The sequence below is a fragment of the Curtobacterium sp. MCLR17_040 genome, assembly GCF_003234735.1.
Classification (GTDB): Bacteria; Actinomycetota; Actinomycetes; order Actinomycetales; family Microbacteriaceae; genus Curtobacterium; species Curtobacterium flaccumfaciens.
In genome coordinates, this window is sequence record NZ_QKTE01000010.1 from 49,363 (window position 1) to 65,339 (window position 15,977).

The following is a 15,977-nucleotide window of genomic DNA, read 5'->3' on the forward strand; positions in this document are numbered from 1 at the left end:
TTGCTGAAAGCGACCCGGCACGACGCGTCGCGGTGCGACAACCCCGAGAGTACCCCGCGGATCCGCGGATCCGCAGTGATCGACCGGGATGGGACAGCAACCGTGACCGCCGGGTCGCGCGAGGTGTGCGCCGGACGTGCTCCGGGCCTCCTGGCCGACGCGAACGGCCGCCTCACCAGGGTGAGACGGCCCGTTCGCGTGTGTGCCCGCAGGCTCTGGGTCAGTCCGTCAGGACCGTCGCGGCACGTCGTGCGCGGTTGCGGCGGAGGACCACGAGTGCCGTGATCCCGGCGAGCAGGAGCAGGCCGGCCGCGATCGCCGGAGCGGTCAGGTCTGCACCCGTGTAGGCGAGGTCGCCACCGGCGCGCGGGTCGTCGTCGGTCCCGCCGACGCCACCGATGCCGGCGTCGTCACCGTCACCCGCGCCGGGGCCGGGGATGACCCCGCCACCCGGGTTCGAGGTCGGAGCCGGGGTCGGGTCGACCGGGTCCGTGGGGTCGGTCGGGTCGGTCGGGTCGACCGCTGCGGCGACCGGGATCGTCACGGCGAGGGTGATGGTCTGGCCACCCGGCAGGGTGACGACGAGCGGCGCGTCCGTCGTGGCGACCGGCTCGGCCACCGCGGCGAGCGACACGGAACCGGCGGTGCGGGCGGCGGCGCGTGCGGCTGGCGCCTCGATCTCGGGGACCGTGACGGTCAGGGTCGCGCGACCCTGCTCGTCGTTCTTGTCGGTGATCGTCGGGTCGATCGCCGACGTTGCGAGCTCCTTGCCGTCCGCGGTGACCGAGACGGTGCCGGCCTTCTCGGGGTCCTCGCTACTGAACACGAGCGACGACAGGTCGAGCTCGATCGCGTCACCGGGCTGGAAGCCACCGGCCGGGGTCGGCGTGACCGTGACGCCGACGGCGCGCTGGTCCTTCAGGGGCGTGACCTTCGGGTTGGCGAGGAAGTAGTCCACCTGGGCCTGCAGGTCGACCTGGCCGGAGTCGGCGACGTTCGTGCCGGTCGCGAAGGCGGCGAAGTTGTCGCCACCGGTCGACAGGAACGAGTTGACGGTCACCTTGAGGGTGTCGGTCAGCGCGATCGCCTTGCCGTCGAGGGTCATGCCGGTGATGCGCTCGCCGCGACCCTTCGACGGGTCGTAGGTGTACGCGAAGCCGTCCGAGACGCCGAGCTTCAGGAACGGACGCTCGAGGCCGTCCGGCTGCCACTGCTGCTCGAGGGCGTTCTTGATCTGCTGGCCGGTCATGTCCTTCGTCACCAGGGTGTTGGCGAACGGCTGGACGAGCGCGGCCTCCTTGTAGGTGACGGTGCCGTCCGGGTCGCCGGCGCCGCTGGACGCGTAGACCATGTCGGTGCGGAGACCGCCCGGGTTCATGAAGGCGACCTGCGAGCCGTTCCGCTCGGTGGCGCTGCGCTGGACCTCGGCGATGTAATTGCCCAGGACGGACTCGCCGCCGCGGTTCTCGGCCTTGCGGTCGGACTGCACGGCGCGACGCAGGTCACCCGTGATCTCGCCGAGCTTCTCGCCGCCCTTGACGTCGGCGACGGCCTTCGCGGCGGTCACGATGTCGCTCACGGCGTTGACCGAGGTGGTGTCGGCGGGGACACGCTTGTCCTCGTTGACGGAGGTGACCGAGGACGTGATGCCGGTGAGCTGCTTGTCGGCGTCCACGGTGAGCTGCAGGTGTCCGAGGTTCACCCCGTAGGACCCGGCCTGGATCACCGGACGCTTCGTGCCGTCGGGGCCCGCGATGGAGTGGTTGTACGTCGCGTGGGTGTGCGCCGACACGATGGCCGAGACCTTCGACGAGACGCCCGAGGTGATCTTGCCGAACGCGCCGGTGCCCGTGGCGTCGGAGAGCGCACTCGTGGTGGCGCCCTCGTGCACGAGCAGGACGAGCACGTCGGCCTCGCCGTTGTCGTCCTTGCCGTCGGTGAGCTGCTCGGCGTACCGGTTGACCTGGCTGACGATCGGGGCCATCGCGAGGCCCTTCACGCCGCCGGGGCTGACGAGCCCGGGGATGAGGTCCTCGGTGGTGGCACCGATGAAGCCGACCTTGACGCCGCCCTTCTCCACGATGGAGTACGGGGTGAAGGCGGGGTCGGTGGTGCCGGCCTTGACGATGTTCGCCGAGACGTACGGCCAGTCGGCGCGGTCCTCGATGCGGCCGGTCAGGTCGTCCTGGCCCTTGTCGAGCTCGTGGTTGCCGATCGCGCTGACGTCGAGGTCCATGGCGTTCAGGGCGTCGATCGTGGGGGAGTCCTGCTGGATGAGCGAGGTGAAGGTCGAGGCGCCCACGTTGTCGCCGACGCTGGCGAAGATCGTGTTCGGGTTGGCCTCGCGGTACGACTGCACGACGCCGGCGAGCTTCGCGGCGCCGGCGGCCTTGTCGGCGGCGGTGCCCTCGGACTCGATGCGACCGTGGAAGTCGTTGACGTCGATGATGTCGATCGTCGTGTCGCCCTCGGCGGCGACGGCTGCGGACGGGACGGACAGTGCGACCAGGACCCCGGCGGTGGCGAGGGCCGCGCCGGCGCCGAGGCGTCGTCGGGTCGTCGCACCGGCGGTTCCGGTGGTGTGGGAAGTGTTCATCGCCGTCGAACCTACGAAGACGCACAGGCGACTCGCCAGACCCCTGCGCAACTCGTCACACGACGTTCACACGGCCGTCCCCCTGGGCCCACCCGACCGGTTCAGTCGCGGCCGAGGGCGCCCTTCACCCGCTCGGTGACCTCGGTCGCCATCGCCTTGGCGGAGTCCTTCACGACGTCGAACTCGACCGGGTCACCCTTCAGCAGGCTCTTCGCCGTGTTGATCGCGTACTCCTTCGTGATGTGCGGGGGCAGCGGCGGGACGCTCCGGCTGACGTACGCGTCGATGAGGGTCACCCCCTGGTGGGCGAAGGCCCGCTCGACCGCCGCCTCGACCTCGGAGTCCTCGTGCACCGCGATGCCCTGGAACCCGAGCAGCGTCGCGTACCCGGCGTAGTCGATCGACTCGACGTCCTGCGAGCCGCGCCACATCGGGTTGCCGTCCTCGGTGCGCATCTCCCACGACACCTGGCCGAGGTCGTCGTTGTGCATGACCACGATGACGAGCTGCTGGTTCGGCCAGGCCGCCAGGTACTTCTTCACGGTGATCAGCTCGTTCATGCCGAGCATCTGGAAGGCCCCGTCGCCGATCGTGCACACCGCCGGGCGGTCCGGGAACGCGAACTTCGCCGTCACCGCGTACGGCATCGCCGCGAGCATCGTCGCGAGGCGGCCGGACATGTCGCCGCGCATGCCCTCGCGCAACCGGATGTGGTGGCCGTACCAGTCGGCCGTCGTGCCGGCGTCCGCGGTGACCGTGACGCCGTCGGGCAGCCGGTCGTTCACGGCCTGGATCACCCGGCGCGGGTTCACGCCGTCGTCGTAGGCGACCTCGGACTGCGCACGCATCTCCGACTCCCACTCGCGCATCTCGTCGGCGACGGTCTGCTGGAAAGACCTGTCGGTCTTCTGCTCGAGCAGCGGGAGCACCGCGTCGAGCGTCGAGCCGACGTCGCCCCACAGGTTCAGCTCGGTCGGGTACCGCAGGCCGAGCTGCTCCGGCTTGATGTCGACCTGGATGCCCCGGGCCTGTCCCGTCTTCGGCATGTACTCGCCGTACGGGTAGTTCGTGCCGAGCAGCACGAGGGTGTCGCAGTCGCGGATCTGGTGCAGCGACGGCAGCGACCCGAGCAGCCCGAGCTGCTGCGAGTGGTACGGCACGTCGGACGGGATCACGTCCTTGCCGCGGAGTGCCGTGATGATCCCCGCACCCGCCTTCTCGGCCGCTGCGAGCACCTGGGCCGTCGCACCGCGCGCGCCCGCACCGACCAGGAACGTCACCTTCGACCCGGCGTTGATGATCTCCGCCATCTTCCGGACCTCGTCGGCGGGCGGCGTGATCCGGGTGGACGCGGGGACGTCGCTCGACCGCGAGGCCCAGTGCTCCAGCGGCGGTGCGTCGTACGCCATCGCCTGCACGTCGTGGGGCAGCACGACGACGGCCGGCTGCTTGCGCAGCGACGCGGTGCGGAACGCGGTGTCGAGCACCACGCCGACGGCTTCGGGCGTGGCCACCGTCTGCACGTAGCAGGCGACGTCGGCGAACACGCGCTCCAGGTTCGACTCCTGCTGGGTGAACGACCCCATCGCCGCGCGCCCCTGCTGGCCGACGATCGCCACCACCGGCTGGTTGTCCATCTGCGCGTCGTACAGCCCGTTGAGCAGGTGGAAGGCACCGGGACTCGACGTCGCGACGCAGACCCCAACCTCGCCGGTGAACTTCGCGTGCGCGGTCGCCATCAGCGCCGCGATCTCCTCGTGCGTGGGGCGGACGTACTCCAGGCCGTCGCCCTTCGAGGCCGCCTGGCCGAGCGCGCCGTCGAAGGCGCCGATCCCGTCGCCGGGGTACCCGAACACGCGGGAGACCCCCCACGCCTTGATGCGGTCGATGACGAAGTCGCTCACGGTCGTGCTCATGGCACCAGCGTGCGCGGGCGCGCACGGGTCCGTTCACAGGCACCGGACTGGAGGCGCGGATCACGTGACCGACGTCGGTCACGTGATCCGGGCCTCCAGACCAGGGCCCTGTGCTCGTTGCCGGTGGGTGCTCGCTACTGCTCCTGCGCGATCAGCGGACGCAGCGTGCGGTGCGCGATGCGCAGCCCCTCGAGCACCCGGTCGTCGGTGCCGCCCCAGAGCGGGTCCTCGTGCTCGACGCTCAGCGTGCCGTCGAAGCCCGCCTCGTAGAGGCGGTCGACGACGCGCGGCCAGTCCACGACACCGCGGCCCGGCACCCGGAACCGCCACCAGCCCATGTCCCACGGGTCGTCGCCCTTGTCGACCTTGCCGAAGAACCCGTACTCGTTGCGCCGCTCGGGGAACAGCTCCAGGTCCTTCGCCTGGGCGTGCACGATGTGCTCGGCGAACGGCAGGATCGTCTCGACCGGGTCGATACCGATCCACGTCAGGTGCGATGGGTCCCAGTTCAGGCCGAAGCCCAGACCGGTCACCCAGCCCCAGAGCTCGGGGGAGTACGCGATGTTGCCGGGGTACCCGTCGGGGTGCCAGCCCTCCATCACGCAGTTCTCGATGATGAGCCGCACGCCCCGCTCGCCGGCGTAGTCGACGAGCTCGGGCAGGACCCGGTTCCCCTCGGCCATGTTCTCGCGGACGGACTTCGTGGTGTCGCGCCCGATGAAGGTGCCGACGTACGGGATGCCGAGCGTCTGCGCGGTGTCGATCGCGTGCTTGAGATGGGTCCGCACCGCTGCCCGGTGCTCCGGGTCCCGGTGCAGGTTGTTCTCGTAGTACGCGAGCGCCGAGATCTCGAGGCCGGTGCGGTCGAGCAGGGCGCGGGTGGCCAGGGCGTCCTCGTCGGTGAACGTGGCGACCGGCAGGTGCGCCGCCTCGAAGTCGCGGCCGCCGGTGCCCGGCCAGACGGCGACCTCGAGCCGCTCGTAGCCCTGCTGCTGGGCGAACCCGGCGATCCGGTCGAGCGACCAACCGGGCAGGCAGGCGGTCAGCATGCCGAGCTTCACCGGATCTCCCGCCAGGTCGTCTCGGCCGCGCTGCCGATCACGGCCTCGATGATGTCGGCGGAGCGGGCGCCGTCCGCGAACGTCGGCAGTCCGTCGGGGGCCACCCCGGTGCGGACCGCGGTGTAGGTGTCGGCGACGAAGGCCGCGAAGGCGTCGAGGTACCCCTGCGGGTGCCCGGCCGGCACGATCGCCAGCCGGCGCTGGTCCGGGTACCCCTGCGACGGGTCGCGGACCACGATCTGGGCGCCGCGCTCGTTGCCGAACCAGGCCGACTCGGGCTGCTCCTGGTCGAACGCCGCGCTGCCGCGGGTGCCGTCGACCTCGAACCACAGGCGGTTCTTCCGGCCCGACGCGACCTGCGAGATCACGACGTTCCCGATGCGGCCCGTGGCGGTGCGGAAGGTGGCGACGGCGGTGTCCTCGGTGGTGACCTCGGCGCGTTCGGCCGCGTCGGCCACCGGGTCCGGGTCGGGGGAGCCGGAGAACGACGGACCGGACGCCGCCGGCCGCGTCGGGTAGACGATGTCGGTCGCGGCGGACACCGAGGCGAAGCGCTCACCCGTCACGAACTCGACCAGGTCGCACCAGTGCGAGCCGATGTCGGCGAACGCGCGGGACAGCCCGCTCGAGGTCGGGTCCACCCGCCAGCTCGAGGCGTCCTCGTCGAGCATCCAGTCCTGCAGGTAGTGGCCGTGCACCGCGAGCAGCCGGCCGAGCTCCCCGTCGGCGATGCGCGCCCGGATCTCGCGGACCATCGGGTGGTACCGGTACACGAACGGCACGGTGGCCACGACACCGGCCTCGGCAGCGGCGGCGACGAGCTCGGCGGCCTGCGCGGGGTCGATCGCCAGGGGCTTCTCGCACACCACGTTGATGCCGGCCGCGATCACCGCGAGCGCCTGCGGGTGGTGCTGGTCGTTCGGGGTGCAGATGTGCACGACGTCGGGGGCGTCGGCGATGACCTCGTCGAGGGAGGCGTAGCCACGGGGCAGGTCGAGCTGCGCCGCCACCTGCTCGGACCGGGCGGCGTTCCGGCCGAGCACGCCGAGGACCTCGGCGCCGGAGGCCCGGGCCGCCCGGGCGTGGACGCCGGCGATCATGCCCGTCCCGACCACGGCGACACGGAGGCGTCGCCCTTCGTACCCACTGCTCATGGTGCTCCCTCGCGCCGGACTGACACCACCGTAGCGGCCCGGTCATCCACCGGGGCCGATGAGTACCGTCTGCAGCATGTCGAGCCTCCAGACCAGCCTGCTCATCCTCGGAGCCAGCGGCGACCTGTCCAAGCGCCTGCTCCTGCCCGGCCTCGCCACCCTGCTCCAGGTGAAGGACGACTGGGACGTCCAGCTCGTCGGGGCCGGTGTCGAGGACCTGTCCGACGCCGACTGGAAGGCGCAGGTGCGCGAGTCCTTCGAGAACGCGCAGGCGTCGAAGAACGAGGAGGACGAGGGCGCCTCGGGTGAGAAATCGCTGCCGGAGCGGCTGCAGGCCGTGGTCGACGCCTCGACCTACCGGAAGGCCGACGTCACCGACCCGGACGACCTGCGCGCCCTGCTCGCCGCGTGCGAGCACGACCCCGCGATCTACTTCGCGCTGCCGCCCGCGGTCACCGAGAAGAGCTGCGAACAGCTCGCCCACCTCGACCTGCCCGCAGGCACCCGCCTGGCGCTCGAGAAGCCGTTCGGCACCGACGCCGACAGCGCCTCGAACCTGAACGACCTGCTCCACTCGTTCATCCCCGAGGAGCGCATCCACCGCGTCGACCACTTCCTCGGCCGCTCCACCGTGCTCAACCTGCTCGGGCTGCGCTTCGCCAACCGCATCATCGAACCGCTGCTCTCGTCGCAGCACGTCGAGCGCGTCGACATCGTCTACGACGAGACCCTCGGTCTCGAGGGTCGGGCGCGCTACTACGACAAGGCCGGGGCGCTCACCGACATGATCCAGAGCCACCTGCTGCAGGTGATGGCCGTCGTCGCGATGGAGGCCCCCGCCTCGATCAAGGCCGACGACCTGCGCACCCAGAAGGAGCTCGTGCTGCGGGCCGTCCGACCGTGGGGCGGCGACGTCGTCACCGCGGGCAAGCGCGCCCGGTACACCGCCGGCACCGTCGGGGACCGCCAGCTGCCGTCGTACGTCGACGAGGACGGCGTGGACCCGTCGCTCGGCACCGAGACCCTCGCCCAGCTCACCCTCGAGATCGCGAACTGGCGCTGGGCAGGCGTCCCCTTCACCCTGCGGTCCGGCAAGGCGCTCGCCGCACAGCGCCGCGAGATCGTCATCACGTTCAAGGACTCCCCGCACGTGCCCGAGGGACTCACCGGCACCGAGTTGCCCGACCGGCTGCGCATCTGGATCGCCCCGGACGAGATGCAGCTCGAGCTCAACGTCAACGGCGCCGGTGACCCGTACACGATCGACCACACGAGCCTCGAGGTGACGTTCAACCCCGGGCGCCTGAGTGCCTACGGCGAGGTGCTGGCCGGCGTGCTCGAGGGCGACGCCACGCTGTCGGTGCGCGGCGACAGCGCCGTGCAGGGCTGGAAGGTCGTCGGGCCGTTCCTCGACGCGTGGAAGGCCGGCAAGGCACCCCTCGACGAGTACGCCGCCGGGTCCGTCGGCCCCGGCGGCTGGGACAACATCGAGGCCTGAGCCCGAGTGGCGGCGTAGCGTCGGGCGACGTGAACACCACCGACGACGTCCTGCAGACCGTTCCCGAACCCGCCGGCGCCGACATCCGTGTCGACGACGTCCCCTACGACCACGAGGGCACCGAACTGCTCGGTGTGCTCGCGAAGGACGCCGCGATCGCGGGTCGTCGTCCGGCCGTCCTCGTCGTGCACGACTGGCACGGCGTGAACGAGCACGTCGAGGCCCGAGTGACGATGCTCGCCCGGCTCGGCTACGTCGCGTTCGGCGCGGACATCTACGGCGCCGGTGTCCGCCCGGGCGACGACACGGCGGCCCAGGTCGCCGGCGGTTTCTACCAGGACCTGCCCCTGCTGCGGGCCCGCGCAACCGCCGGGCTCGAGCGACTGCTCGCCGACCCGGACGTCGACCCCACCCGCGTCGTCGTGATGGGGTACTGCTTCGGCGGCTCCACCGCACTCGAGCTCGCACGGACCGGGGCCGACCTGGTCGGTGCCGTGGCGTTCCACGGTGGCCTCATCGCCCACGACCCCTCGGACGCCGCGGACATCCGGGCGAAGCTGCTCGTCCTCACCGGGGGTGCCGACCCCGTCGTGCCGGACGACGCCGTGCACGCGTGGCAGGAGGAGATGCGGGCGGCGCCGGACGTCGACTGGCAGGTCGTGACGTACTCGGGCGCGATGCACGCGTTCGCCGTGCCGGGCACCGACGCCCCGGACCACGGCGCGCAGTACCAGGAGCGTGCCGACCGCCGATCGTGGCAGGCGCTCCGGGTGTTCCTGGCCGAGGTGTTCGACGAGGAGCCCGCGGCGCTGTGACGGTGCGGCCGTCGGAGACCACTCGCGACACGCCGAGCACGGGGGCCGGAGCGCCTCGATTGGCGCCCGGGCCGCACCTGTTGTAGAGTCTTCCACGGCCGCAAGGCCACGCGCTCGTAGCTCAATGGATAGAGCATCTGACTACGGATCAGAAGGTTGGGGGTTCGAGTCCCTTCGAGCGCACAGGCAAGCAGAACGAAGAAGGGCCCCGGTGGATTCCACCGGGGCCCTTCGTCGTTGACCGGCAGCGGCGCGTCTTCGCAGGCGTTCCCCGGTCGACGGGGTGACGATGGTGCGTCGGTCCGTCCGATCGGAGAACGAGGTGCCTGTGCTGTCCATCGACTTCGCGACCCGTGATGCCGAGGTGGCCGCAACGGCCCTGGGGGCGCTGTACGACCGCCCGGAGATCCGTGACGTCGGCCCGCTCTTCCGGTACGAACAGCACGTGCGCGGCGACGGCGTGATGACCGTCGAACGGCACCACTTCGGCGGCTCGATGGAGACGACCGCCGAGATCGCGGACACGCTGGTGTCGGTCCAGGTGCACAGCGGCGACTTCGCCCCGCGCGGGACGGGTGGGGTGCCGAACGGGTCGTTGCACGGCCTCGGCATGGTCCACAACGACACCCTCGACGTGGACTTCAGCGTCGTCAGCCTGCCGGTGTCGGTCCTGCTGGGGGTCGGGTTGCAGCAGCAGGGCGCGGAGCGAGGGCGGCTCGTCGTCGACGGCCGGGCGCCTCGTCCGGAACTGGCGGACTACTGGGCGAGTGTCATCGGGCACGCGCACGCGGTCACGAGCGATGAGCGGGCCTTCGGGAACGACCTGGTGCGCGCCGAGGTGTTCCGCCACGTCGCCGCAGCGGCGTTCCAGGTGTTCCCGGTGCACATCGAGCCGGACGCGATCGTCCCGACCTCGGCGGCCGCCGGCGGGGTCGTGCGCCGCGCCGTGCAGTACATCGACGATCACCTCACCGAACCGATCTCGGTCCCCGACATCGCCACGGCCGCCCGGGTGTCGTCCCGCGGGCTGCAGTCCGCGTTCCAGCGCGAGCTCGGGGTGAGCCCGGCAGCATACGTCCGGCGGGTGCGGCTGGCCGAGGCACACCTCGAGTTGCTGGTGGCGGATCCGGACGCCGGAGCGACGGTCGCGTCCATCGGGTTGCGGTGGGGGTTCAGCAACGCGACGCGGTTCTCCGCCGCCTACCGCGAGGCCTACGGGCGGTCGCCGAGCCGGACGCTCCGCGACGAGGTCCCGCGGCAGGGCGACTGAACGACCCGGGTCAGGACCCGGGGGAGTACGGCTGGGCCGCCTCGATGACCTCGGATGCACCGGCGATGCCGAACGAGGTGAAGAGCGGTGCCCACAGCGCCTTGAGCTGCGCCATGAGCTCGTCGTCGGTCAGCTGCGTCGAACCGTCCACCATGCCCAGTGTCGTGTTGAGGAGCAGCAGGACGGACGGCTGGACCGCGGCCGCGTCGACGTCCGCCGCCGCGACCCCGGCGCTGACGAGTTCGCCCCGCGTCATCTCGAACCAGTCGAAGCCGCGCGGTACCGGCACGCCGGCCTTGCCGAGTTCGTGCAGGAGCCGGACCGCGCCGCCCGCGACCGAGCCCCGGCGGACGTCCATCCCGGTGGTCAGGAGGAACACCGTCAGTCGCTCGATGCCCGGCTGCGCGGGGAGTGCGTCGAAGAGTGCACGCCAGCGCTGCTGCTGCAGTTCGATGACCGCCGTCGCCAGGTCCTTCTTCGACGGGAACAGGTGGTACCCGATCGCCGACTTCGGCTTCCCCATCGCCTCGGCGACACGGGAGAACGTGGTCGCCTCGTAGCCGAAGGCGGCGAACTGCTGCCCCGCGGCATCGATGATGGCTCGTCGAGAGGCCTCCATGGCGAGCTGCCGCTGGTTCATCTGGCGCGGTGTCCTTCCTCGCCCGGAGCTGAGCGATCAGTGAACACCACATCCTAGGGCCGCTCACGATGACGACCCGTCCCCTGCCCGCGTCAGGCGGCGCAGAACGTGTGCCAGGCCACGTCGATCCCCTTCCGGTGCAGCGAGTCGAGTCCGACGTCGAGGTGCTTCCGCTCCGCGTCCACCAGGTGTGCGCACCGGTGGTCCTGGGCGACGGTCTGGGCCTGGCCGAGCGCGGCCACGAGGTCGGTGTCGATGGCGTCGAGCTGGGGGCGGATGGTCGTCAGGTCCGGTGCCGTCGTGGGTGCGGTCCACGGGTTGTGCGTCCAGTGGTTGATGAGGCCGCGCTGGACGACCTTGCTCGCGGCGATCTGTGCGCGGATGACCCGGGTCACCAGCACGGGGTCGACGCCCTGCTGCTCCGCCAGGGTCACCGCTTCGTCGACGACGGCCTGTTCGCGCACCGGGTCGGCGACCGGCTTGCCGCTGAGCCACTTCGACTCCGCCACCGGGTCGGCGAGCTCGAGCCGTCGGAGGATGAGCGTACCGATGGTGTCGAGCTCCGCCGTCGACGCCGTGGGACGGGAACCGTCGTGGGAGATGGTCATCGTGGAACCCGTCGGTTCGGCGGACGTGGGCAGGGGATCGGCGTTCGCCGCCGAGGTCGGCACGGCGATGCCCGCCGCGAGCAGCCCGACGGCCAGGGCCGTCGCGGCGGTCCGGCGGGTGCGGTGCCGGGCGGTGGTCGGGGTGGTGGGGTGTGTGGTGTTCACGGGGTTTCCTTCCCGAACCGGCGCCGGACGCGTCGGGTCAGATCGTCGATGATCGGTTTGATGACCTCGTCGTAGAACGGGTAGACGCCGAAGTGGTCGGCGCCCTCGTCGCAGTAGCAGTCCATCGAGATCGCCTCCTCGAAGTTCGAGAAGACGTAGGTGGCACGGTGCGGGAACACGGCGTGCGGCTCGTCGTCACGCGGGGTCGTGGTGGTCACAGCGGTGCTCGATCCCGGTCAGCAGCCGGTCAGTCGGCCAGCAGCGCCGCGGGGACGCCCGGGTCGCGCCCGGAGTCCACCACCGCGTCGATCTCGGTGGACCCGTTGCCCGACCCGACCGTGCGGTTCTGGATCTGGTTGAGCGACCAGTTGCCCGGCAGTGGCTCGAGCTGGTTGCCCGCCCAAGCCGGCGACATCCCGGCGACGAACGAGAAGTGCGCGAGTCCGGCGCTGCTCACGGCGGTGCACGTGGCGCGGGAGCCGTAGACGCCCGCCTTGTACAGGTTCCCGCGGTCCCGCAGGCCGGCGGCGACGCCTCGGAAGTACGGCACCACGAGTGACTCGTCCTGCGCCGAGGTCGCGTCGAAGTCGGCGGCGAAGTAGACGGTGGTCTGCTTCGGGATCCCGAGCCCCCGGGCCGCGTCGTGGGCGCGGTGGGCGTCGCGGACACCCTGTTCCTCCGTGAACCACGAGGCAGCGAACCCGCCCTCCTCGAAGATCGGCCACAGCCCGAGCCCGGCGCTCGCCATCACGCGGAGTTCGTCGGGGGTGAGGGCCTTGTCGAGCGCTCCGGAACGCTGGTGGTTGGTGAGGTACCGGCCGACGCTGGTGGCACCGGACGCCCGGACGGCGGCCGCGCGGGCGTCGTCGAGGCGCACCGCGGTGTCGGCACCGGTCGTCGCACGGTCGGGGTCACCCGTGCTCGCGGCCAGGGCCGCCCAGGTGCCGGCGTCGCACGTCCCGGTCTGCTCGGCCGGCGGGAACGCCTGGAACTGCTGGAACGCACGGACCACCGCGGCGTCCGCCGCCGAGTAGGCACTGCTGAACACGACGCGCTCGCCGTTCAGCACCAGGAGCGCCTTGACGAGCAGCACCCAGGCGCCGGTGGCCCCGACCCCGACGACGCTCGGGCCCGCGGCACGGAGCGCAGCAGCCGTCCCCGGGCCCCAGGCGCCGTCGACCGTGACGCCCACCGCGACCTGCACCGCGCGGATCGCCGCCGAGTACGTGCTCGTGTCGACGAGTCCGCTCGTGCTCCCGTACGCGCCGCCGGTCGCCTCGGCGTAGGTGCGGTTGAGGTACTGCTGCACCGCGCGCACCGCTCGGGACCCGCCGGAGGCGAGGCGCACGGGGTCGACGGTCAGGAGTGCGCCGAACAGGTGCGCCGAGAGCGGGAGTGCTCCGGGCTCGGCACCCAGGTCGGACCGGAGCGCCTGCACGGCCGCGACGGTGGCCGCGTCGTACTCACCGGTGAGCGTGACGGTCGAGGCGCCCTTGCAGACCAGTCCGGCCTGGACCAGCCGGCGCCAGGTCGCGGCGTCGTCGCCCGTCTCGGCCCCGACGTCGCCGTGCTGCTCGAGCTTCCGACGGGTCGTCGGCCCGAACGTCGCGACCACGGGGGAGATGCCGAGCAGCGACTGGGTGGCCTGCACGATCCCGAGCACGGTGCCGCTGCCGGTCAGCCCGTCCTCGTCCACGTGCACCCACCCGTGCAGGTGCCCGAAGGTCGTGTTGAGCCAGCGCTGCACAGCGAGCACGCCCGAGTCGGCGGAGCCGGACGAAGCGGTCGAGCCGGAGGAACCGGTCGACGCGGTGGAGCCGGCCGCGCCGGACGGGGTGGCGGCGTCGGCCGGGGCCGCGAGCGCGGTCGTGACGAGCGGGACGGTGGCGGTGATGCCGATGAGCGCAGTTCGGCGCGAGATGTGCACGGGGGTGCCCCTTCAGTTGCCTCGAGCGTCCGCTGGCCGTCGATCGCGCTGTGCGATGCTGATGGCCGCGGCATGGTCCGAGCAACTTCGTCCCTCAACTTGGGACGGTCCTGCAATTCGGCAGACGATCGTCTGATGAAGCGCTCAGTCCGCCCGTTCCGGGGGGTCCGGCTCAACGCGCGAACGCCGCCAACCGGTCCCGCAGCGCACGCTCCAGGTACGGCTCGAGCGACGACGCCCACGTCGCCGTGATGTGCGTGCTGTCCCGGTAGACCAGGACGCCTCCGACGACTGCCGGGCACGTGGTGTCGGTGCAGTAGTAGCGGCTCAGGTCGATCGAGGCTGCCTTGCCCCCGGCCGCCCGGAACGCGGCGACGGCCTCGACCGACGAGTCCGTCAGGCCGAGTGCTTCGGCGCGCGACCGGTCGCAGGCGTCCGTCGTCGGCCCGGACATCGTGCTCAGGCAGGCGACGACGTCGGGGCGGGGTACCGGGTTGTCACGGACCGCGATGACGGGCAGCTCGTCACCGGCCGCCTGCTCCCACGCGTCGACCAGGCCGTTGCGGGTGGCCTTGTCGCGGGCCGGTCCGGGCGGCAGGCTGACCGGCATCTGCGTGGTGGAGTGGGTGACGACCAGGGCGTCGGCGTCGCGGTGCTCGCGGACGTAGTCGATGGCGGCGTGCTTCCACGAGTTGCAGCCCCGCATCGACGAGGGGCTCAGCGAGTCCTGCTGCGCGGTGGTGAGGTAACACCCGCCGGCGCCGGCCAGGTCGATCCGCCAGCCGTTGTCGTCGGCGATCTTCTCGTACGCACCGAGCAGTGCGTTGCTGTGCGAGTCGCCGATGACGATGAGGTGCTTCGACCAGCCGGTGGTCTTGCCGAGGACGCAGGGCCGGAACGTGCCGCTCCAGCACTCGGCGCGGTTGTCGTCGTCGTCCTTGGCCACGGCCGGAGCGGGCACACGGACGTCGGCGAGCTCGGGGTCGACGCAGGGGTCGGCGAACCCGATGCGCGCGGCGGCACCGAAGCAGGACTCGTCGTCGTCCTCCTGCTCCGCGGTGACCTGCTTCGTGACCGTGGTCGCGTTGACCTCCTGCACGTAGACGGCGGTCAGGGTGGCGGCCCCGAGCGTGACGACGGTGAAGCTGCAGATGACTGCGAGCGAGACGACGCCCCGGGGCTGCAGGTCCCGCAGCCACGTCGAGAACCGGACGGGTTCCTCGAACCAGATGGTCGTCGCGGTGGCCAGTCCGATCGCGACGAGCAGCACCGCCGAGCTCGTCGCCCAGTCGAGCGGACGGCCCAGCATGATCGGCAGGATGACGACGAGGGGCCAGTGCCAGAGGTAGAGCGCGTACGAGATCCGACCGAAGAAGGCGACGGGCCGCAGCGCACCGACGTCCTCGAACTCGGTCCCCGCACCGAACAGCAGCACCAGTGCCGCACCGACGACCGGCAGCAGCGCCGCGATCCCGGGGAACGCCGTCTCCGGGGTGATCACGACGAGGGACAGTGCGAGGGCCACGACGCCGATGCCGGTGGCGACCAGGCGGACCCGTCGGGCGACGTCGGTGCGGACCTCGGGCAGGTGCACGGTGGCGACGAGACCGCCGAGTGCGAACTCCCACGCGCGGGTGCCGGTGGAGAAGTAGGCGACGCCGGGGTCGGTGGCGGTCTGCACGATGCTCCACACGAGGGACAGCACGACGACGCTGCCGAGCAGCAGCCGCGCGGTCGCCAGCGGCGTGAACCGACGGCGTGCGAGTGCCCCGACGCCGAGCAGCAGGAGCGGCAGGAGGATGTAGAACTGCTCCTCGACCGACAGCGACCAGAAGTGCTGGAACGGTGAGGGGGCGTCGGCCGACGCCAGGTAGTCGACGGCGTTCGCCGCGAGCTCCCAGTTCTGCAGGTACACCGTCGAGGCGATCAGCTCACGCCCGTACTGTCCCCACAGCGCGCTCGGCACGGCGACGAGCACCGCGATGCCCGTGACGACGATGGTGAGGAACGCGGCCGGCAGCAGGCGTTTGGCCCGGCGCGACCAGAACCGTCCGAGCCGGATCGTGCCCGTCGCGAGCTGTTCCCGCAGCAGCAGCCCGGTGATCAGGAAGCCGGAGATCACGAAGAAGACGTCGACGCCGACGAACCCGCCGTGCAGGGCGCCCGGCCACAGGTGGTAGACGACGACCGCGAGGACGGCGAACGCGCGGAGGCCCTGGATGTCCCACCGCGTGGTGTCGCGCGCTCGGTGCGCGGGGCCCCGCTCGCCCGGCGTTGCTGTACTCACTGCGTCGATCCTAGGAGACGTGGACGGCTCCGCCGGGCGT

At 71.5% G+C, this 15,977-nt stretch carries 12 protein-coding genes and 1 tRNA gene; 4 read left to right on the forward strand and 9 right to left on the reverse strand.

From position 1 onward, the window contains the following. Positions 1–220: 220 nt before the first annotated feature. From DEJ01_RS10560 to DEJ01_RS10575, 4 genes are all read right to left on the reverse strand, one after another. Positions 221–2,596: a bifunctional UDP-sugar hydrolase/5'-nucleotidase gene (locus DEJ01_RS10560; protein WP_111092947.1), complete on the reverse strand. Its 2,376-nt coding sequence runs from the start codon at positions 2,594–2,596 to the stop codon at positions 221–223. A 101-nt stretch (positions 2,597–2,697) separates the two neighbouring features. After that, the gene (locus tag DEJ01_RS10565) at positions 2,698–4,512 is read right to left on the reverse strand and encodes a thiamine pyrophosphate-requiring protein (protein ID WP_111092948.1); all 1,815 of its coding nucleotides are present in this window, start codon (positions 4,510–4,512) and stop codon (positions 2,698–2,700) included. A gap of 134 nt (positions 4,513–4,646) precedes the next feature. Then, positions 4,647–5,573 carry a sugar phosphate isomerase/epimerase gene (locus DEJ01_RS10570; protein WP_111047724.1) on the reverse strand — a complete coding sequence of 309 codons (927 nt, stop codon included), beginning with the start codon at positions 5,571–5,573 and terminating at the stop codon, positions 4,647–4,649. Beyond that, on the reverse strand, positions 5,570–6,727 hold the full coding sequence (locus tag DEJ01_RS10575; RefSeq protein ID WP_035808774.1) for a Gfo/Idh/MocA family protein: 1,158 nt from the start codon (positions 6,725–6,727) through the stop codon (positions 5,570–5,572). Before DEJ01_RS10575 ends, DEJ01_RS10570 begins: the two co-directional genes overlap by 4 nt. A 76-nt stretch (positions 6,728–6,803) precedes the next feature. Between DEJ01_RS10575 and DEJ01_RS10580 the strand changes: the two genes are divergently transcribed. The 4 genes from DEJ01_RS10580 (at position 6,804) to DEJ01_RS10595 (ending at position 10,310) form a co-directional block, all read left to right on the forward strand. After that, entirely contained in the window at positions 6,804–8,225 is a 1,422-nt protein-coding gene (locus DEJ01_RS10580) for a glucose-6-phosphate dehydrogenase (RefSeq protein WP_111092949.1), read from the forward strand. A gap of 29 nt (positions 8,226–8,254) precedes the next feature. After that, positions 8,255–9,040 (forward strand): dienelactone hydrolase family protein, encoded by a 786-nt coding sequence (locus DEJ01_RS10585; RefSeq protein ID WP_111092950.1) that lies wholly within the window; start codon positions 8,255–8,257, stop codon positions 9,038–9,040. A 110-nt stretch (positions 9,041–9,150) separates the two neighbouring features. Next, positions 9,151–9,223 (forward strand) — tRNA-Arg (locus tag DEJ01_RS10590). Between the two features lie 145 nt (positions 9,224–9,368). Further along, positions 9,369–10,310, forward strand: a complete 942-nt coding sequence (locus DEJ01_RS10595) for an AraC family transcriptional regulator (RefSeq protein ID WP_181438425.1) — start codon at positions 9,369–9,371, stop codon at positions 10,308–10,310. Positions 10,311–10,320: 10 nt separating this feature from the next. On the opposite strand, the gene DEJ01_RS10600 is transcribed toward DEJ01_RS10595, so the two are convergent. The 5 genes from DEJ01_RS10600 to DEJ01_RS10625 form a co-directional block, all read right to left on the reverse strand. Next, the gene (locus DEJ01_RS10600) at positions 10,321–10,950 is read right to left on the reverse strand and encodes a TetR/AcrR family transcriptional regulator (protein ID WP_111092952.1); all 630 of its coding nucleotides are present in this window, start codon (positions 10,948–10,950) and stop codon (positions 10,321–10,323) included. Positions 10,951–11,042: 92 nt separating this feature from the next. Continuing rightward, complete coding sequence (gene aroQ / locus DEJ01_RS10605; protein ID WP_258375681.1) at positions 11,043–11,723, reverse strand: gamma subclass chorismate mutase AroQ; 681 nt, start codon at positions 11,721–11,723, stop codon at positions 11,043–11,045. Continuing rightward, positions 11,720–11,941: a hypothetical protein gene (locus DEJ01_RS10610; RefSeq protein WP_071406470.1), complete on the reverse strand. Its 222-nt coding sequence runs from the start codon at positions 11,939–11,941 to the stop codon at positions 11,720–11,722. Before DEJ01_RS10610 ends, aroQ begins: the two co-directional genes overlap by 4 nt. Before the next feature lie 29 nt (positions 11,942–11,970). Further along, positions 11,971–13,650, reverse strand: a complete 1,680-nt coding sequence (locus tag DEJ01_RS10615; RefSeq protein ID WP_181438426.1) for a glycoside hydrolase domain-containing protein — start codon at positions 13,648–13,650, stop codon at positions 11,971–11,973. A 172-nt stretch (positions 13,651–13,822) separates the two neighbouring features. Continuing rightward, positions 13,823–15,937, reverse strand: a complete 2,115-nt coding sequence (locus tag DEJ01_RS10625; RefSeq protein WP_181438427.1) for an acyltransferase family protein — start codon at positions 15,935–15,937, stop codon at positions 13,823–13,825. Positions 15,938–15,977: the final 40 nt, after the last annotated feature.